Source organism: Streptomyces sp. NPDC026417 (assembly GCF_055567695.1).
The window spans coordinates 48,570-68,190 of sequence record NZ_JBVHPY010000019.1 but is presented as its reverse complement, the minus strand read 5'-3'; the positions used below and the strand labels follow the sequence as shown (position 1 = coordinate 68,190).

The window sequence follows — 19,621 nt, the reverse complement described above, 5'->3', positions numbered from 1 at the left end:
CGTACGGAGAAGAACCGTCAGCCCATGAACTTCTTGAACTCGTCGGGCAGTTCGAAGTCCTGGGCACCCTGCTGCGGCAGGCCGAAGGCGCCGCCCGGCTGGGCGCCCGCCTCACGGCGCTGGGCCTCCTCCAGCTCCTGCTGCTTGCGCTTCATCGGGTTGCCGGAGCGCTGCTTGCCCTTGGCCTGCTTCTGCTTCTTCTTGGCGCGGCCGGGGCCGCCGCCCATGCCCGGCATCCCGGGCATCCCCGGCATGCCGCCGCCCTGCGCCATGCGGGACATCATCTTGCGGGCCTCGAAGAAGCGCTCGACCAGGTTCTTGACCGCGCTGACCTCGACACCGGAACCCTTGGCGATCCGGGACCGACGCGAGCCGTTGATGATCGTCGGCTCCTGGCGCTCGGCCGGGGTCATCGACTTGATGATCGCGGCCGTGCGGTCGACGTCGCGCTCGTCGAGGTTGTTGATCTGGTCCTTGATCTGGCCCATGCCGGGAAGCATGCCGAGCAGCTTGCTGATGCTGCCCATCTTCCTGACCTGTTCCATCTGGGCCAGGAAGTCGTCGAGCGTGAAGTCCTGCCCCTTCTTGGACGCCAGCTTGGAGGCCATCTTCTCGGCCTCTTCCTGACTGAACGTCTTCTCCGCCTGCTCGATCAGGGTGAGGAGGTCACCCATGTCGAGGATGCGGGAGGCCATCCGGTCAGGGTGGAAGGCGTCGAAGTCGTCGAGCTTCTCGCCGTTCGACGCGAACATGATGGGCTTGCCGGTGACCGAGGCGATCGACAGCGCGGCACCACCGCGGGCGTCGCCGTCGAGCTTGGAGAGCACCACACCGTCGAAGCCGACACCGTCGCGGAAGGACTCCGCGGTGTTGACCGCGTCCTGTCCGATCATCGCGTCGACGACGAAGAGGATCTCGTCCGGCGAGACCGCGTCGCGGATGTCCGCGGCCTGCTGCATCAGCTCCTGGTCGATGCCGAGGCGGCCGGCGGTGTCCACGATCACGATGTCGTGGACCTTGGCCTTCGCGAACTCGATGGAGTCCTTGGCGACCTTGACCGGGTCACCCACGCCGTTGCCCGGCTCGGGGGCGTACACGGCGACGCCCGCGCGCTCCGCGACGACGCTGAGCTGGTTGACCGCGTTGGGGCGCTGGAGGTCGGCGGCCACCAGGATCGGGGAGTGCCCCTGGTCCTTGAGCCACTTGCCGAGCTTTCCGGCGAGCGTGGTCTTACCCGCACCCTGCAGACCCGCGAGCATGATCACGGTGGGCGGGTTCTTGGCGAAGCGCAGGCGCCGCGTCTCCCCGCCGAGGATCGTGACGAGTTCCTCGTTGACGATCTTGAGGACCTGCTGGGCGGGGTTCAGCGCCTTGGAGACCTCGGCGCCGAGGGCCCGCTCCTTCACGTTCTTGATGAAGGTCCGCACGACCGGCAGCGCCACGTCGGCTTCGAGGAGGGCGATACGGATCTCGCGTGCGGTGGCGTCGATGTCAGCTTCGGACAGCCGGCCCTTGCCCCGCAGGTTCTTGAACGTCGCTGAGAGGCGATCGGAGAGAGTATCGAACACGGCGCTCGTCTGTCCTCAGGGGTCGGGGGCGAGGGAATCGCCCTCCAGGGTATCCGGCCGGGCGCGGTGGGGTCTCCACCGCGTTCGTACAAGGCTCGCTCCGCCTCGGTACGAACCGGGGCGGCCCACTCCCCCGGCACGCCGGGGAACCGGGGACGCCCCCGGCCCAGGCACGCTGCGCAGGGAGCCGGGGCCCCGGCCGCATCCCCGGACCGCAGACCCTGCTCCTAGCCCCGCAGCGTCTCCTCCAGGGCCCGGGCGACGGTGGCCGCCTCCTCCCCCGGCAGGGGCGTGCCGTCCGGCGCCGTCACGTAGAAGGCGTCCACGGCGTTGGCGCCGAGGGTGGACACGTGCATGCTGCGGACCCGGACGTTCGCCTTCTCCAGCGCGCGGCCGATGCGGTGCAGCAGGCCGGGGGCGTCGTGGGCGCGCACCTCGATGACCGTGGCGTGCCGGGAGGCCGCCGGGGCGACCGTGACCCGGGCGGGCGGTGCGACGGTCCCGCGGCGCCGGGGATACGCGGCGTCGCGCTCGGCGAGCCGGCCCGCGATGTCCAGGGAGCCTTCGAGCGCGCGGACCAGGTCGGCGCGGAGCCGGGTGGCCTGCGGCAGGGAGCCGTACTCGGCGGCGACGCGCCAGTTGAGCAGCAGCACCGAGCCCTGCACGGACTCGGACAGGTCCAGGGCCCGCAGTTCGGCCGTGCGGACAGTCAGGCGGTGCATGGCGAGGACTCCGGCCACGGAGGGCAGCACCTCGGGCTGGTCGGGTACGGCGATGAGCAGTTCCACGCCCAGCGGTTCCGGGTCGCCGGAGGGCTCCTCCTCGGCGGGCGCCTCCGTCTGCGCGGCGCGCAGCGCGAGGACCGGGCCCCCCGTGCGGAACGCCTCGATCGCGAGCCGCTCCTGCTCGGCCGTGGGCGCGGCGGCCTCCGGTTCCTCGGGGGCGTCCCCGGCGAGGACGGCGGCGACGCGCTTCACCAGGTCGGCGACGAGGGACCCGCGCCAGGAGGACCAGGCGGCCGGCCCGGTGGCCAGGGCGTCCGCCTCGGTCAGCGCGTGCAGCAGTTCGAGGGTGCCCTGCGAGCCGACCGCCTCGGCGACCGAGCGCACGGTGGCCGGGTCCTCCAGGTCGCGCCGGGTGGCCGTCTCGACGAGCAGCAGATGGTGGCGTACGAGGGTGGCGAGCACGGCCACGTCGGCGCGGTCGAAGCCGATGCGGGCGGCGACGTCCTTGGCGATGATCTCGCCCGCGACGGAGTGGTCGCCGGGCCAGCCCTTGCCGATGTCGTGCAGCAGCGCGGCGACCAGCAGCAGGTCGGGCCGGCCGACGCGGCGCGCGAGTTCGGACGCGCGGACGGCCGTCTCGATCAGGTGGCGGTCGACGGTCCAGATGTGGACGGCGTTGCGCTGCGGCCGGCAGCGCACCCTTTCCCAGTCCGGCAGGAGCCGGGTGATCAGCCCCTCGGCCTCCAGCGCCTCCCAGACGTCGATGGTCGGCCGGCCCGAGCCGAGGAGTGTGACCAGCTGTTCGCGGGCCTCCGCCGGCCAGGGCGTCGGGAGCGGGCGGGCGGCGGCCGCCATCCGGCGTACGGCGTGCAGGGAGAGCGGCAGCCCGGACTGGGCGGCCGCGGCGGCGGCGCGCAGCGGGAGCACGGGGTCGCGCTCGGGCCGGGCGGCGCGGGCGAGGACGACCTCGCCGTCCTGTTCGACGACTCCCTCGGCGAGCGGCGAGCGTTCGGGAGCGGGTTTGCCGCCGCCGCCGAGCATCGCCCGCAGCCGTGGCCGTACGGCGCGCGACCTGAGGACGCGGCCGACCTCGCGCCAGGTCACGTCGCTGGCGTACGAGACGACGCGTGCGGCCTCGTACACCTGGCGGAGCAGGGTGTCGGCGTCGAGCAGTCCGAGCTCGGCGGCGACCTGGTCCTGCTCCTGCAGGGCGAGGCGGTCGGTGGCGCGGCCGGTGGCGAGGTGGAGGGCGTCGCGGACGTCGAGGAGCCTGCGCCGGGCGTCGGCGAGGCCCTCGCGGGGCGCGTCGGCCAGCCAGGAGGCGGCCACGGCGCGCAGGGCCGTGGCGTCCCTGAGGCCGCCCCGCGCCTCCTTGAGGTCCGGTTCCAGCAGGTACTGCAGTTCGCCCTGCCGCTCGGCCCGCTCGGCGCACAGCTCCTGGAGTTCGGGGAGCCGCTTCGGGGCCTGGTTGCGCCAGTCGGCGAGGACGGCGGTGCGCAGTCCCGCGGTGAGGCCGAGGTCGCCCGCGAGATGGCGGGCGTCGAGCAGTCCGAGCTGGACCTTGAGGTCCTCGCCGGCGGTCCTTCGGGCCTCCGTGGGGGTGCGCACGGAGTGGTCGAGGGCCAGGCCGAGGTCCCAGACGGGGTACCAGATGCGGTCGGCCAGGGCGGCGATCTCCTTGGCGTCGCCGCCGTCGTGCAGGAGCACCAGGTCGAGGTCGCTGCGCGGGGAGAGCTCGCCGCGGCCGTAGCCCCCGACGGCCACCAGGGAGACGCCGCGCAGACCAGCGGCGCCGGCGTCGAAGAGACCGGTGAGCCAGTCGTCCGTCAGTTCGGCGAGGGCCGCACGGCGCGGCGGCCCGGACTGCGCCCCCTCCTGGAGGAGGCGCAGCCGGGCCGCCGCGTAGCCGCTGGGTCCCGAGTCCTCTGCTTCCGTACGCATGTCCGTACTCGTCACCCAGCGACTCCTGTCTTTCTTCGCTTCTACAGCGCGTCCGGGCCGCGCTCGCCGGTCCGGACCCGGACGGCGGTGTCGACCGGGAGGGACCAGACCTTGCCGTCACCGATCTTGCCGGTACGCGCGGCCTTCACGACGACATCGATGAGCTGTTCGGCGTCGTCGTCCTCGACCAGTACCTCGATACGGATCTTGGGAACCAGGTCGACCGTGTACTCGGCTCCACGGTAGACCTCGGTGTGGCCCCGCTGCCGACCGTAGCCGCTGGCCTCGGTGACGGTGAGACCGTGCACGCCGAAGGCCTGGAGGGCCTCCTTGATCTCGTCGAGCCGGTGCGGCTTCACGACGGCGGTGATGAGCTTCATGCGTCCACCTTCTTGCTCGCGGAGTCCTGAACCGGGGCGGCCACGGCGGTCCGGTCCAGACCGCCGCCGGCACCGCTGAAGTCGTATGCGGTCTCGGCGTGCTCGGCCTGGTCGATGCCCGCCACCTCCTCGTCGTCGGCGACGCGCATCCCCATCGTCTTGTCGATCAGGAAGGCGAGGATCGCGGAGACCACCAGGGAGTAGCCGAGGACGGCGAAGACACCGGCGCACTGCTTCCAGAACTGGTCGAGTCCGCCGCCGTAGAAGAGGCCCTGGACGTCGGACTGGCCGCCGCCGCTGGCGAAGAAGCCGATGAGCAGGGAGCCCACGACACCGCCGACGAGGTGGACACCGACGACGTCGAGGGAGTCGTCGTAGCCGAGCTTGTACTTGAGGCCGACGGCCATGGCGCACAGCACACCGGCGATGGCGCCGACGGCGATCGCGCCGAGCGGGGAGACCGCGCCGCCGGACGGGGTGATCGCGACCAGACCGGCGACCGCGCCGGAGGCGGCACCGAGGGTGGTGAACGCGCCGTGGCGGATCTTCTCGTAGGCGAGCCAGGCCAGCATGGCGGCGGCGGTGGCGACCTGCGTGTTGACGAACATCAGCGCGCCGACGCCGTCGTCGTTGCCCAGCCACGAGCCGGCGTTGAAGCCGAACCAGCCGAACCACAGCAGGCCGGAGCCGAGCATGACCAGCGGCAGGCTGTGCGGGCGCATCGGGTCCTTCTTGAAGCCGACCCGCTTGCCGATGACCAGGATCACGCCGAGCGCCGCGGCACCCGCGTTGATGTGGACCGCGGTGCCACCGGCGAAGTCGATGACGCCGAGCTCGAACGCCCAGCCGCCGGTGCCCCACACCCAGTGGGCGACGGGGAAGTAGACGATCGTGACCCACAGGGTGATGAACAGCGCCCATGCGGTGAACTTGACGCGGTCCGCGAGGGCGCCGCTGATCAGGGCGGGCGTGATGATCGCGAACATCAGCTGGAAGACCGCGAAGACGTAGACCGGGATGGTGTAGCCGTCCCACAGCTGCGTCAGTCCGACACCGCTGAAGCCCACGTAGTCGGAGGACCAGCCGATGATGCTGCCCGAGTCGGTGCCGAAGGCGAGCGAGAAGCCGTAGAGCACCCACAGGATGGTGACGATCCCCAGGCTGATGAAGGACATCATCAGCATGTTCAGGGTGCTCTTGACGCGGACCATGCCTCCGTAGAAGAAGGCCAGGCCCGGTGTCATGAGCATCACCAGGGCGGAACAGATGAGCATGAAGCCTGTGTTGGCGGACGACAGCTTCGGTGCGTCCGCCGCAAGCATGATGGCTGGTGCCATCGGCGTCTCCTCGTCGTTGGTACGGCCCCGTGCGGGCGAAGCCTGAGCGGTCATGAGGGGTGGGCCGGTTATGCGCCATGAGATTGGCGCAGCGCGGTTTCCGTCGACGCCCCTCGATGTTTCGCCCCAGTGACGAAGGCACCTTGTGTGTTACGCGTCCATGAACTGCCTGATGTCGGGCCGGGCGATCGTTATCGTGGCGCAACCTTCTGTGAAGGTGACAGGACCGGCCGCGGTCGGCCGTCCGATGACCTGGCATGGGGGAGCCGAGTCGGGCAGTTCGGGACGGCCGGCCGCGGCCGGGGTTCACGGGGCGGGGCCGCGACCGCGGCCCCGGATCAGACCGCTTCGGCGGTCTCGGGCAGGTCGATGGAGAGCTGGTCGGTGAGGTCGACGACCTCGGCGAGGTCCCCGAAATCGCGTACAGCCGTGTCCACGGTCTTTCGGATACGAGTGTTGACGCGCTCGGAGCGGACCCTCTTGGCGCTCGCCATCGCCTCCTTGGCCAGGACCGCGCCGCGCTCGGGCTCGCGCTGGAGCAGGTGCACGGTGGCCAGACCGATCAGGTTCAGTGCGTACGAACGCTGGTGCTCGCTGTCCTTGGCGAACAGGTCGACGGCGTGCTGCATCAGGGGCTCGGCCAGCGAGGCGTAGGTGGGACTGCGGCCGGCGACGTAGGCGAGGTCGCGGTAGGAGTGCGAGTTCTCGCCGTACAGCTCGGCCTCGGAGAAGAAGCGGATCCAGTCCGGGTCCGGGTCGTCCCACTCGTGAATGTCGGCGAAGGTGTCCTCCGCCATCCGGACGGCCCGCTTGCACTTCCCTGGCTGGCCCATGTTGGCGTAGGCGCGGGCCTCCATCGCATACAGCATGGCCTGGGTGCGCGGGCTCGCGCAGTCACGGCTCCCGTACTGCGCGAGGTGGACGAGTTCCAGCGCGTCGTCGGGCCGCCCCAGGTGGATCATCTGGCGGCTCATGCTGGAGAGGATGTACGAGCCGAGCGGCTTGTCACCCGCTTCCTTGGCCGCGTGCAGGGCGAGCACGAAGTACTTCTGCGCGGTGGGCTGGAGCCCGATGTCGTAGCTCATCCAGCCCGCCAGCTCGGCCAGTTCGGCCGCGACCTTGAACAGGCGCTTCGTGGTGGTCTCGGGCTGCGGCTCCTGGAGCAGGTCGGTCACCTCGTGCAGCTGCCCGACCACCGCCTTGCGGCGCAGGCCGCCGCCGCACTGGGCGTCCCACTGCCGGAACATCACGGTGGTGGACTCCAGAAGGTCCAGCTCGGGCTTGGAGAGCCGGCCGCCGCGGCGCGCGGCGGCGGGCGGCTCGGGCTCGGCGCGCGGGGCCGCGGGAGAGGGCACGAGCCAGCGCTGCATGGGCTCGATGAGGGTGGGACCGGCGGACAGGGCCAGCGAGCTGCCGAGGAAGCCGCGCCGCGCCAGCATCAGGTCGCTGCGCGAGAACTCACTGATCAGGGCCACCGTCTGCGGGCCCGTCCAGGGCAGGTCCACGCCCGACACGGACGGTGCCTGGTGAGCGGTCCGCAGCCCCAGGTCCTCGACGGCGACGACGCAGCCGAACCGCTCGGAGAACAGCTCCGACAAGATCCGGGGAATGGGCTCCCGGGGGTTCTCGCCGTCCAGCCAGCGGCGGACCCGCGAGGTGTCCGTGGAGATGTGGTTGGCGCCCAACTGGCGGGCCCGGCGGTTCACTTGCCGGGCGAGCTCGCCCTTGGACCAGCCACTGCGCACGAACCACGAGCCGAGCAGCTCGTTGGGGCGCTTCTCAGCGTTCGTCCCGCCTCCGCCGTTGCCGCCCACTGGAACGCCCCCATCCCTACGACCACTTGTACGCTGCGTGCGCCAAGCCCTATCAGAATGCCGGTACTTGGAGCCGCGCGTCCGGCGGTTCTCACCCTTCGAACGGGAAACCGACTTGCCTCCGGCATACCCACGAGTACGCGCACCCTCGGGGCTTGTGCACTCAAAGTAATCCTACGATCACCCGTCCAGCCATGGCGATCCCGGAAACGCCACCATTCGCCACCCCTTCGAATGAACTCCCGGTCGCCGTCGCACGATTCACTTGACACAGCACGACCGGTACGAGGTGGAGCGGTGTACTCGGGGGCGCACGGAGCCGGGCGCACCACCCGGAGTACGTCGACGCGCCGCCTGAACCGGGCAGAGCCGGGGAAGCAGCGGAACAGAGAGTCACATTCCGGATTCGCTTCGTAACCACCGGCGCGCTGGACCCGTTGGAGGGGGCATGGGCTTCACGATCGGCGGCACTCGTGGGATGCGCGAAATCCGGACTGGCGCGCGGCGCCGCGGCCGCACTTCGGAGTGCACCGCCGTGGCCGAATTCACCGGACTCTGGGGCTGGGACGTGATTCCCGGCGCCCGGGCCGCCGCGGGCGCCTGCTCGTGCGGCAGGGCCGATTGCGGCGCCCCCGGCGCCCACCCCCTGGACTTCGCCCCGCCGATCCGGGCCGGCGCCACGCTCGACGAGGTCTCCGACGCCTGGTCCGAGTTCCCCGGCGCCGCCGTCATGCTGCCGGTGGGACGCGCCTTCGACGTGATCGAGGTCGCCGAACCGGCCGGGCGCCGCGCCCTCGCCCGGCTCGAACGGATGGGACTCCCCCTCGGGCCGGTGACGGCGACCCCCGACGGCCGCGCCCACTTCTTCGTCGCCCCCGGCGCCGCGGCCGAACTGCCCCGGCTGCTGTACCGCATGGGCTGGGACGACGCCGCGCTCGACCTGCACGGCCTGGGCGCAGGTACGTACGTCACCGCTCCGCCCTCCGACCGCGGCGGCCTCGGCCCGGTCCGCTGGCTGCGTCCGCCCGCGCTGGACTCGGTGACTCGGCCGCCGCAGGCCCGGCTGCTCCTGGGAACCCTGGCCTACGTGGCGCACCGCTCCCGCGTCTGAGGCGCCACCGCACGGCGAGGCGCCCCTCCCGTCCCCCCGGCCGTCCACTCACCGCACAGCGAAGCGCCCGTCCCCCCTTGCAGCCGGGGAACGGGCGCTTCTTCGCGCATCCGCCGCAGCGGGCGCGCAGGGTCCACCTGCCGGTCTCAGCGGGTGGTCACTCGCCGATGAGGGCGTCAACGAACGCCTCCGGCTCGAACGGCGCCAGGTCGTCGGCACCCTCGCCGAGGCCCACCAGCTTGACCGGCACGCCCAGCTCGCGCTGGACGGCGATGACGATGCCGCCCTTGGCGGTGCCGTCGAGCTTGGTCAGCACGATGCCGGTGATCTCGACGACCTCGGCGAAGACCCGGGCCTGCACGAGACCGTTCTGGCCGGTCGTCGCGTCGAGGACGAGCAGCACCTCGTCGAGCGGCGCGTGCTTCTCGACGACGCGCTTGACCTTGCCGAGCTCGTCCATGAGCCCCGTCTTGGTGTGCAGACGTCCGGCGGTGTCGATGAGGACGACGTCGGCTCCCGCCTCGATCCCCTCCTTGACGGAGTCGAAGGCGACGGAGGCCGGGTCACCCCCCTCGGGCCCGCGCACGGTGCGGGCGCCCACGCGCTCTCCCCAGGTCTGCAGCTGGTCGGCGGCGGCCGCGCGGAAGGTGTCGGCCGCGCCGAGCACCACGTTCTTGCCGTCGGCGACGAGCACCCGGGCGAGCTTGCCCGTGGTGGTGGTCTTGCCGGTGCCGTTGACACCGACGACCATCACGATGCCCGGGGTGTCCAGGTTGGAGTCGGTCTTGACGGCGCGGTCGAACTCGGGGACGAGGAGCGTCAGCAGCTCCTCGCGCAGCAGGCCGCGCAGCTCCTCGGGCGTCCGCGTGCCGAGCACCTTCACGCGCTCGCGCAGCCGCTCGACCAGCTCCTGGGTGGGCTGCACACCGACGTCGGCGGTGAGCAGCGTGTCCTCGATCTCCTCCCAGGTGTCCTCGTCGAGGTGCTCGCGCGCGAGGAGCGTGAGCAGCCCCTTGCCGAGGGCGTTCTGCGAGCGGGAGAGCCGGGCGCGCAGCCGTACGAGGCGTCCGGCGGTCGGCTCCGGGACCTCGATCGGCGGGGCCTCGGCGGCCGGCGGGGGCTCCTCGACGACAACCGGCGCCGAGCCGTCCGGGAGGTCCACCTCCTCTATCGTTCGGCGCGTTTCGTCGCGCGGCGTCTCGGCCTCGTCGCCGACGTGCGGTTCGGCCGGAGGGGCGGTGATGTCGGGCGTCGAGGGGGGCGGCGGGGGCAGCTGCTTCCGCTTGCGGCTGCCGACGACAAGCCCGCCGAGCGCGCCGATCACGACCACGGCGATGATTACAGCAAGGATGACGGTTTCCATAACCCCCTCAGTATCGGCCATGGCCCTCCGGGCGCCCAGCATGTGATGCCCGCCGCGGATCACGAGCCGGTCCGGGGCCGCACGCCCGGCGCGCTGCGGGCCATCACTCCGGTTCAGCGGACAGGACGGCAGCTGCTCCCGTCGTCCGGGACCGCGTGCGGACGGCCCCGTGCCCGGCGTGCCGCCCCGGACGCCGGCCCGTACGGACCGTGACCGCGGAGCCGCGGCGCCGGGACCCGCGGTCGCCCCGCGCTGCGGCGGGCCCCGTACGGGGGCGGACCCCGCCGGGGTGTACCGCACCCCTGGTCGTCTGACGCTCCGTCAGCTACCGTCCCCCCTCACCGGCACCCCGCCCGTCCGGCGAAGGGGGACTTCTCCATGCCCGTCACGGTCGTACGCTTCAACCTCGTCGAGCCCGACGCGACGCCCGCGTCCCTGAGCGCCCGCTACCGCGCCGCGGTCGAGATGGCCGCGTACGCCGACGACCGCGGGATCTCCACCGTGCAGACCGAGGAGCACCACGGCGTCGCCAACAACTGGCTGCCCTCGCCGTTCACCTTCGCGGGCGCGGTCTTCGGCGCGACCCGGCGCATCGCGGTCACCGTCTCTGCGGTCATCGGCCCGCTGCACGACCCGCTGCGGCTCGCCGAGGACATCGCCGTACTCGATCTGCTCAGCGGCGGCCGCCTGGTGACGGTGGCCGGAATCGGCTACCGGCCGGAGGAGTACGCCCTCTTCGACGTGGAGTGGAAGCGGCGCGGCGCGCTCCAGGACGAGCTGCTGGAGACGGTGCTGAAGGCGTGGACGGGTGAGGAGTTCGCCTACCGGGGCCGGACGGTACGGGTCACCCCGCGCCCGTTCTCCGATCCGCACCCCCTGCTGCTGGTCGGCGGCTCCTCGAAGGCGGCGGCGCGGCGGGCGGCCCGGCTGGGGCTGCCGTTCTTCCCGAGCGCGCACCTGCCGGAACTGGAGGCGTACTACAAGGAGCGGCTGATCGAGTACGGCACCGAGGGCTGGACCATGATGCCGTCGGCCGTGACCCCGCTGCTGCACATCGCCGAGGACCCGGACCAGGTCTGGGCGGAGTACGGCGGGCACTTCCTGCACGAGGCCCGGACGTACGCCTCCTGGCAGTCCGGCGACATCCGCTCGGCGGTGAAGTCCGCGGCCACGACCGTGGACGAGCTGCGGGCCGAGGGCGTGTACCGGATCCTCACGCCCGACGAGTGCGTGCGGCAGCGGCTGGACAGTCTCGTGCTGCATCCGCTGTCGGGCGGGATGCCGGTCGACGAGGGCTGGCGCAGTCTGCATCTGTTCTGCGAAAACGTACTGCCCCGGCTCGAGGACCTGGCGGTCTGAGCCGGGGCGGTACGCCTTACGGATACGAGGAGAGGGGCAGCGGGGACTTGGCCCTTCTCCCCGAGATTTCGGGGCCCGGGGCCTAGCCCATCTCCTCCAGCGCCTTGCCCTTGGTCTCCTTCACGAACTTGAGCACGAAGGGGATGGAGAGTGCGGCGAAGATCGTGTAGATCACGTAGGTCGCGGAGAGGTTCCAGTCGGCCAGCGACGGGAAGCTCGCGGTGATCGCCCAGTTGGCGATCCACTGCGCGGAGGCGGCGACACCGAGGGCGGCGGCGCGGATCTTGTTCGGGAACATCTCGCCCAGGAAGACCCAGACGACCACACCCCACGAGAGGGCGAAGAAGAGGACGAAGATGTGGGCGGCGATCAGGGCGACCCAGCCCTGGGTGGCCGGCAGCTTGCCGTCGACGAGGTCGAAGGAGAAGGCCCAGGCCTCCAGGGCGAGGCCGACGACCATGCCCACCGAGCCGATGAGCGCGAGCGGACGGCGGCCGATGCGGTCGACGAAGATCATGGCGATCACGGTGCCGACGATGTTGATGATCGACGTGGTGAACGAGTAGAAGAAGGAGTCCGTCGGGTCGACACCGACCGACTGCCACAGCGTCGAGGAGTAGTAGAACGCGACGTTGATGCCGACGAACTGCTGGAAGACCGAGAGGCCGATACCGACCCAGACGATCGGCTTGAAGAAGAAGCTGCCGCCCAGCAGGTCCTTGAAGCTCGACTTGTGCTCGCGCTTCATGGCCAGCTCGATCTCGGCGACCCGGGCGTCCAGGTCGATCTTGTCGCCCTCGACCTCCTTGAGCACCTCACGGGCGCGGTCCCGGCGGCCGACCTCCAGGAGGAAGCGCGGGGACTCGGGGATGGCGAAGGAGAGCAGGCCGTAGAGGACGGCCGGGATGACCATGACGCCGAGCATGACCTGCCAGGCCTCCAGGCCCATCAGCTCGCCGCGCTGGTCGCCGCCCGCGGCGTTCAGGATGCCCCAGTTGACGAGCTGCGAGATGGCGATGCCGACGACGATCGCGGCCTGCTGGAACGAACCGAGCCGTCCGCGGTAGGCGGCCGGGGAGACCTCGGCGATGTAGGCGGGGCCGATGACGGAGGCCATGCCGATGGCGAAGCCGCCGACGATGCGCCAGAAGGCCAGGTCCCACAGGGCGAAGGGCAGCGCGGACCCGACGGCGCTGACGATGAACAGCGCCGCCGAGATCTGCATGCAGCGGATGCGGCCGATGCGGTCCGCTATCCGGCCGGCGGTGGCGGCGCCGACGGCACAGCCGATCAGGGCGATGGCGATGACCTGCGCGAGGGCCGCGGAGCCGACGTCGTAGCGGCTGCGGATGGCCTCGACGGCGCCATTGATGACGGCACTGTCGTAGCCGAAGAGGAAACCGCCCATCGCGGCCGCCGCCGCGATGAAGATGACGTGCCCGAGATGCTCGGGGTGAGCCGCCCTGGCTCCTGACGACTGCGCTGTGCTGGTCACGTGAACTCCTCGGGCCACCGGCCTCACTGCCGGGGGTGGGGGGCGAGCCCTTCAGTGGTCCTACCAGTGGCGCACACCTTCGCGCCGCCCACCACCTGAAGGTAAAAGCAACGTTGCAGAGACTATGCCTTCAAGTTTCGAAGTCAATACTCGCCTGCTGTGAATTTTTCCCCGGTGCGTGTCGCGCTTGCATTCAAGAGTTGAACTCAACTCCGCGGCATGATTCGTCTACCCGACTCGCTGAGGGCAAGCCCACCACCTGCCGGAGAGCACCCCGGCCGCACGGGACGGGCGAACCGGCGACGGAGCGGGGCGGCCCCGGGCATCGCCCGCCCAGGAGACCGTTGCGGGGGATGCGTCGGCGGACGGCAGCCGACGGGCGTCAGCGCAGCCGCTGGCTGATGACCTTCGACACACCGTCGCCCTGCATGGAGACGCCGTACAGCGCGTCGGCGACCTCCATCGTGCGCTTCTGGTGCGTGATCACAATCAGCTGCGAGGCCTCCTGCAGCTCCTGCATGATCCGGATCAGCCGCTGCAGGTTGGTGTCGTCGAGCGCCGCCTCGACCTCGTCCATCACGTAGAACGGACTGGGCCGCGCCTTGAAGATCGACACCAGCAGCGCCACCGCGGTCAGCGACCGCTCACCGCCCGAGAGCAGGCTGAGGCGCTTGACCTTCTTGCCGGGGGGCCGGGCCTCGACGTCCACTCCCGTGGTCAGCATGTTGTCGGGGTCGGTCAGGATCAGCCGCCCGTCCCCTCCCGGGAACAGCCGGCTGAAGACACCCTCGAACTCGCGGGCCGTGTCCCGGTAGGCCTCGGTGAAGACCTGCTCGACGCGCACGTCGACCTCCTTCACCACCTGAAGGAGGTCGGCGCGCGTCTTCTTCAGGTCCTCCAGCTGCTCGCTGAGGAACTGATGGCGCTCCTCCAGCGCCGCGAACTCCTCCAGGGCGAGCGGATTCACCTTGCCGAGCTGCTGATAGGCCCGTTCGGCGGACTTGAGCCGCTTCTCCTGCTCCGCCCGGTGGAAGGGCCGGGGCTGGTTGCGCGGGTGCTCGGGGTCCTCGGGAAGCTCCTCGCCCTCGGCCGGAAGGGACGGCGGCACCGGCTGCTGCGGCCCGTACTCGGCGACCAGTCCCTCCGGCTCGACGCCGAGCTCCTCCAGCGCCCTGGTCTCCAGCTGCTCGATCCGCAGCCGCTTCTCCGCGCCGAGCACCTCGCCGCGGTGCACCGAGTCCGTCAGCTTGTCGAGCTCGGCCTTGAGGTCGCGGCCGGCGGTGCGGGCCTCGGCCAGCTCCTGCTCGCGCCGGGCCTTCGCGGCGTCGGCGGCGGTGCGCTCCGCCTGGGCCCGCGCGAGGGAGACCTCGACGTGCGCCAGCAACTGGCGCGCTCCCGACGCGACGGCCTCGGCGACCGCCGCCTCGTGCCGCAGGCGGGCCCGCCGCTGCTCGGCACGCGCGCGTGCCTCCCGCTCGGCACGCGCCGCCCGGTCGAGTCCGTCCGCCCGTCCGGCGAGCCCCTTGACCCGCTCCTCGTGCGTACGCACCTGGAGCCGGGCCTCCATCTCGGTCTGCCGCGCGTTGGCGCCGTCGGCGGCCAGCCGGTCCCGCACCGAGGTGTCCGGCTCCTCCTCCACCGGCATCTCCTCGGCGACGGCGAGCCGCTCGGCGAGCTCCTCCGCCTCTTCCACGGCCCGGTCCAGCGCCTCCTGCGCCCGCGCGGTCGCGGCGGCGCTGCGCTCGGCCTCGCCGGCGGCGCCGCGGGCCTGGCCGGCCAGGCGACCGAGGGCCTGCGCCACGGACGACTTCTCCCGCTCCGCGGCCCGCCGCCGCTCCCCCGACTCCTCGACGAACGCGGCCCGTTCCTTGCGCAGTTCGGCGGCGCGACGCTGTGCCTCGCCGAGTTCCTCGCAGCACACGGCGAGCTCCTCCAGCTCCGCCGCCGCCTCGTCGACGGACGCCTGCACCTCCAGCAGGCTGGGCGCCCCGGCCGACCCGCCGTGCGCGAAGTGCGCGCTCAGCAGGTCGCCCTCGGCGGTGACCGCGGTCACCTCGGGCCGCGCGTAGACGAGATCCTCGGCGTCCTCCAGCGTGCCCACGACGACGATCCCGCGCAGCAGCCGCCGTACCGCGGGCATCAACTCGGCGGGGCCGCGGACGAGATCGGCGGCGCACGGAGGCCCTCCGTGGCCCGCCTCCGGGAACCCCTCGTCCCCGTCGGACGCGTTCGCGGACCTCCCGCCGCTGCCCGCGCCCTCCGGCGAGGCGTCCGCGCGTACATGCCCGTCCGCCACGGCACCGTGCGCACCGGGGGCGGCGGCCGGGAAGCCGCCGGGGTGGTGTGCCGCGGAGTGCCCGGCCGCGGACCGATGCGCCGCGCTGTCGGAAGCGGCGGGCTGGAGCGCCTCGGATACGTGCCCTGCGGAGCCGTGAACCGTGCTGCCGTGAGCCGCGCCGGCGTGGGCCGCGGGCTGGTGGGCCGGGCGGCCGGCGGGTGGTTGTTCGTCGGGGGCGTCCGCGAGGAGGAGGGCCGCCCGGCCCGCGTCCTGCTTGCGGAGCAGCCGGATGGCCTCGGCCGCCGAGGCGGGCGTCGTCACCGCGATGGCGTCCGCCGCCGCGCCGAAGGCCGCGGCCAGCGCGATCTCGTGGCCGGGGGTCACCGTGAGCAGTTCGGCGGCGGGGCCGAGCAGTCCGCCCAGCCGGTCCCTCGCGCCGAGCAGCGCGCCCGTGCCGTCCTTGCGCCGCAGCCCGAGGGCGAGCGCGTCCCGGCGGGCCTGGGTGGCGGCGCGCCTGCGCTCCGCGGTCGTGAGCGCCTCACGGGCGGCGGTGAGGTCGGCCTCCGCCTCGGCCAGCGCGGCCTTGGCCGCCTCGTGCCGCTCGGCCAGTTCCGCGTCGTCCGCGTCGAGGCCGTCGACCTCGGCCTTCAGCTGCTCGTACTCCTCCTGAGCGGCGACCGCACGCTCCTGCGCCTCGTCGCGCCCGGCGGTGAGCCGGTCGATCTCGGCCTGGGCGGAGGCCGCACGTGAACGGGCGGCGTTGACCTGGCCGTTGAGGCGGGCGAGCCCCTCGCGGCGGTCGGCGATGGCGCGGGCCACGTCCCGCAGACGGCGCTCCTCGACGGCGAGTTCGCGCTCCAGCTCGGCCCGGTGCGCGACCGTGTCCTCCAGGGCGTGCTCGGCCGCCTCCAGCGCCGCTTCGAGTTCCGCCTCCTGTTCGCGGATGCGGGCGGCCTCGCGCTCCAGGTCCTCGGGGTCGCGCCCGCGCCGTTCCTCGGCGGGCGCGGAGGTGGCGCTCTTCACGCGCGCGTCGGCCAGCGAGACCGTGCCGCGCACCCGCTCGGCGAGCTGCGAGAGTTCGTACCAGGTCTGCTGGGCGCGCTGCAGGCGCGGGGCGAGCCGTCTGACCTCGTCCTCCAGGAGGGCCTCGCGCTGCGAGGCCTTCCGCAGTTCGGCCTCGGCGGCGTCCTTGCGTTCCTTGAGCGCGGCTTCGTCGGCGACCTCGGCCCGGAGTGCCTGCCGCAGCCGTACGAGGTCGTCGGCGAGGAGGCGCAGGCGGGCGTCGCGCAGGTCGGCCTGGATGACGGCGGCGCGGCGGGCGACGGCGGCCTGCCGGCCCAGCGGCTTGAGCTGGCGGCGCAGTTCGTCCGTGAGGTCCTGCACGCGGGCGAGGTTCGCCTGCATCGCGTCCAGCTTCCGCAGCGCCTTCTCCTTGCGCTTGCGGTGCTTGAGGACGCCGGCGGCCTCTTCGATGAAGGCGCGGCGGCCCATCGGGTCGGCGTGCAGCACGGAGTCCAGCTGGCCCTGGCCGACGATCACGTGCATCTCGCGGCCGATACCGGAGTCGGAGAGCAGGTCCTGGATGTCGAGGAGCCGGCAGGTGTCCCCGTTGATCTGGTACTCGCTGCCGCCGTTGCGGAACATGATCCGCGTGATGGTGACCTCGGCGTACTCGATGGGCAGCGCACCGTCGGAGTTGTCGATGGTGAGGGACACCTCGGCCCGGCCGAGCGGCGGACGCCCGGTGGTGCCGGCGAAGATGACGTCCTCCATCTTGCCGCCGCGCAGCGACTTCGCGCCCTGCTCGCCCATGACCCAGCTGAGCGCGTCCACGACGTTGGACTTGCCCGAGCCGTTGGGGCCCACGACGCAGGTGATGCCCGGCTCGAACCGCAGCGTGGTCGCCGAGGCGAACGATTTGAACCCGCGGAGGGTCAGGGCCTTGAGGTGCACGCCGCCGGACTCTACCTTTCACGCCCGTCTCACTCCATGAACGCGCGGTTTCACCCATGAACGTGCAGGGCACACCATCCGTTAACGAGAGGGGGGCGGGTGTGCGCCGGGGGGCAAAAAGAAGGGACGCCGAAGAGGCGTCCCTTGCAATTCTGACAGCGCGGTGACCGACCGGAGTGCTCCGGCCCCTGCTGCCGTAGTGCGGTCCAGCGATCAGGTGAGCGCAGGCTCCGCCTGGGGTACGTCGATGCTCTCGAAGGAGTCGTGAGAAGCGGCAGCCGCGAGCGCGTCGTTCTCGGCCTGGATCCGTACGAGCTCGGATTCGAGGTCTTGGACGCGCTGCTGGAGCCGTCGCATCTCGGCGATGAGCCGCGGGTCGGAGCCGCCGACGTAACCGAGAAGCGCCTTTGCCATGATGGATGGTCCTCCACACTGAGTGACCGACCGAAGCGGTGTGGGTCGTGAGGGAATCGCACCCGCGATGCTTGACACTCTTGAGTTCTTGCTGCCGTTCCTACATGCCAAACAGCTAAGGTGCGCGGGGCTTTCAGAGTCTCACCAAAAAGTTTGACGGTCAACACGATCACGCCCCGTATTGGCGGGCAACCCGGGGGCGCGCGGCCCGGACCGGGCGGCGCTGCGACTCCTGCGGGGCCCTCAGGGCGTGGAGATCATCGTTAACCGCGGAGCCTGCCATGACGAGCCGTTCTTGGCAACCACCTGGTCGTTTCCGCACCGGACGGGCTTCGGCGGCCACTCCGCGACGCCCTGTCACGAAGATCGCCGCCGTCACCGTCAGCGGATGGCGAAGCCGTCGTAGATGCCGCGGGGCGTGTCCCATATCTCAGTGACTCCGTCCACGCGTCCGGGTGTGTCGTCACCGCGGAGCCAGTCGAGGAGGCTCTCGCAGCCCTTGCGGGGGCCCTCGGCGACCACCTGGACGCGTCCGTCCTCCAAATTGAGAGCAAAACCACTCAGCCCGCCGATCTCCAGCGCCCTGGCCCGCGTGAACCAGCGGAAACCCACGCCCTGGACCCTGCCGCGGACCCACGCGACGAGCCGTACATCCTCGTTCATGGGTGCACGCTAACCGGACAATGTCCCCTGGAGCACTTCCTCCCCTTGCGCCATGGGGTACCGTCCCGACCCAATGAGTCTCATGTGAAACTCACTCGTTCGAGTGAGTGATGCTGACCGCAAGGACGAGGAAGGCCAGGAGATGGGACGCCACCGACGCGCTGCCGCCGGCCGCGCCGCCACAGGCCGCGCCACCGGTGTCACGGAAGCACACCGGGTACCCACGGAGAGCTACGGGCCGGAGAACCTGTACGGCTACGCCGCACTGGCCGACCTCCCGCAGAACGCCGCCGCCCGCTCGCACCGCAAGAAGAAGGCCGCGACGCCCGTGCGCACCGGCCTGCTCGGGGTCTCGGCGGCCGTCGCGCTGGGCACGGTCGCGGTGGCCACCGGCGTACTGCCGGGCAGCGACAACTACTCGGTCGGCGGCGGCAACGCCTCGGACAAGGTCCAGGCCGTCGACTCGCCGTCCGGCCTGGAGACCGAGCAGGGCGGTTCGACGGGCGCCGCGGAGGAACGCGACGACAGCGCCACGAGCCGCGACGCCGAGCGCTCGGCGTCGCCCTCCCCCGCGCCCTCCAAGACCTCCGAGAAGCCGTCGGCGACGCCCTCCGAGAAGCCTTCCGAGAAGCCCGGCAAGTCCCAGGCGACGAAGAAGCCCGGCCAGGCCGCCACGAAGGCGCCCAAGAAGCCCGCTCCGGCGACGGTGTCGGCCGAGACCGCCGCCGAGACCGCGGTGCTGAAGCTCGTCAACGAGGAGCGGGCCAAGGTCGGCTGCAGCCCGGTGGCGGCGAACAGCGGCCTGTCCGAGCTCGCCGCCGCGTTCAGCGAGGACATGGCGACGCGCGGCTTCTTCGACCACACGGACCCGAGCGGGGCCTCGCCCTGGGACCGGGCCGCGAAGGCCGGCATCACCGACCTGGGCGGCGAGAACATAGCCCGGGGCCAGGCCACCGCCGAGGCGGTCATGGAAGCCTGGATGAACAGCCCCGGCCACCGCGCCAACATCCTGAACTGCGACTTCAAAACGCTCGGTGTCGGCGCCCACTTCGGCTCCGGCGGCCCTTGGTGGACGCAGGACTTCGGCTACTGAGCCGACCGCGGACCGGGGCCCTTTCGCTGACGGCCCTGGTCCGCTTTCGCTCGCGCCATCGGGTGCGCGACCTGCACCCCCGCGCGGCCTCCTGCGCCGGGCTGCGGACGACGGCCGGGGTCGTGGC

13 protein-coding genes are annotated in these 19,621 nt (G+C 71.8%); 3 read left to right on the top strand and 10 right to left on the bottom strand.

Going from position 1 to position 19,621, the window contains the following annotated elements; all coding sequences use genetic code 11:
* Positions 1-17: 17 nt before the first annotated feature.
* The 5 genes from ffh to nsdA form a co-directional block, all read right to left on the bottom strand.
* Positions 18-1,568, bottom strand: a complete 1,551-nt coding sequence (gene ffh, locus ACZ4NT_RS27395; protein WP_467728071.1) for a signal recognition particle protein — start codon at positions 1,566-1,568, stop codon at positions 18-20.
* 227 nt (positions 1,569-1,795) lie between these two features.
* A complete protein-coding gene (locus ACZ4NT_RS27390) occupies positions 1,796-4,249 on the bottom strand; it encodes a [protein-PII] uridylyltransferase (RefSeq protein ID WP_121406204.1) in 2,454 nt (817 codons plus the stop codon).
* A gap of 26 nt (positions 4,250-4,275) precedes the next feature.
* Positions 4,276-4,614 carry a P-II family nitrogen regulator gene (locus ACZ4NT_RS27385; RefSeq protein WP_121406203.1) on the bottom strand — a complete coding sequence of 113 codons (339 nt, stop codon included), beginning with the start codon at positions 4,612-4,614 and terminating at the stop codon, positions 4,276-4,278.
* Complete coding sequence (locus ACZ4NT_RS27380) at positions 4,611-5,951, bottom strand: ammonium transporter (RefSeq protein ID WP_121406202.1); 1,341 nt, start codon at positions 5,949-5,951, stop codon at positions 4,611-4,613. Before ACZ4NT_RS27380 ends, ACZ4NT_RS27385 begins: the two co-directional genes overlap by 4 nt.
* Positions 5,952-6,289: 338 nt before the next feature.
* Complete coding sequence (gene nsdA, locus ACZ4NT_RS27375) at positions 6,290-7,765, bottom strand: transcriptional repressor NsdA (RefSeq protein WP_121406201.1); 1,476 nt, start codon at positions 7,763-7,765, stop codon at positions 6,290-6,292.
* Positions 7,766-8,213: 448 nt separating this feature from the next.
* Between nsdA and ACZ4NT_RS27370 the strand changes: the two genes are divergently transcribed.
* Positions 8,214-8,876, top strand: coding sequence for a bifunctional DNA primase/polymerase (locus ACZ4NT_RS27370; RefSeq protein ID WP_121406200.1), 663 nt, complete (start codon positions 8,214-8,216; stop codon positions 8,874-8,876).
* A 157-nt stretch (positions 8,877-9,033) separates the two neighbouring features.
* Here ACZ4NT_RS27370 and ftsY read toward each other — a convergent pair whose 3' ends face one another.
* Positions 9,034-10,239, bottom strand: a complete 1,206-nt coding sequence (gene ftsY, locus ACZ4NT_RS27365; RefSeq protein ID WP_121406199.1) for a signal recognition particle-docking protein FtsY — start codon at positions 10,237-10,239, stop codon at positions 9,034-9,036.
* A gap of 378 nt (positions 10,240-10,617) precedes the next feature.
* On the opposite strand from ftsY, the gene ACZ4NT_RS27360 reads away from it, so the two are divergent.
* A complete protein-coding gene (locus ACZ4NT_RS27360) occupies positions 10,618-11,598 on the top strand; it encodes an LLM class flavin-dependent oxidoreductase (protein ID WP_121406198.1) in 981 nt (326 codons plus the stop codon).
* 82 nt (positions 11,599-11,680) lie between these two features.
* Here the strand turns inward: ACZ4NT_RS27360 and ACZ4NT_RS27355 are convergent, their stop codons facing one another.
* From ACZ4NT_RS27355 to ACZ4NT_RS27340, 4 genes are all read right to left on the bottom strand, one after another.
* Complete coding sequence (locus tag ACZ4NT_RS27355; protein ID WP_121406197.1) at positions 11,681-13,093, bottom strand: sugar porter family MFS transporter; 1,413 nt, start codon at positions 13,091-13,093, stop codon at positions 11,681-11,683.
* 382 nt (positions 13,094-13,475) lie between these two features.
* A complete protein-coding gene (locus tag ACZ4NT_RS27350) occupies positions 13,476-17,324 on the bottom strand; it encodes an AAA family ATPase (protein WP_467728070.1) in 3,849 nt (1,282 codons plus the stop codon).
* Positions 17,325-17,537: 213 nt separating this feature from the next.
* Entirely contained in the window at positions 17,538-17,738 is a 201-nt protein-coding gene (locus tag ACZ4NT_RS27345) for a hypothetical protein (RefSeq protein WP_121406195.1), read from the bottom strand.
* 381 nt (positions 17,739-18,119) lie between these two features.
* On the bottom strand, positions 18,120-18,401 hold the full coding sequence (locus ACZ4NT_RS27340; protein WP_121406194.1) for an acylphosphatase: 282 nt from the start codon (positions 18,399-18,401) through the stop codon (positions 18,120-18,122).
* A 142-nt stretch (positions 18,402-18,543) separates the two neighbouring features.
* Here ACZ4NT_RS27340 and ACZ4NT_RS27335 point away from each other — a divergent pair, with 142 nt between their 5' ends.
* Positions 18,544-19,494 (top strand): CAP domain-containing protein, encoded by a 951-nt coding sequence (locus tag ACZ4NT_RS27335; protein ID WP_467728118.1) that lies wholly within the window; start codon positions 18,544-18,546, stop codon positions 19,492-19,494.
* The last annotated feature ends 127 nt before the right edge of the window (positions 19,495-19,621 follow it).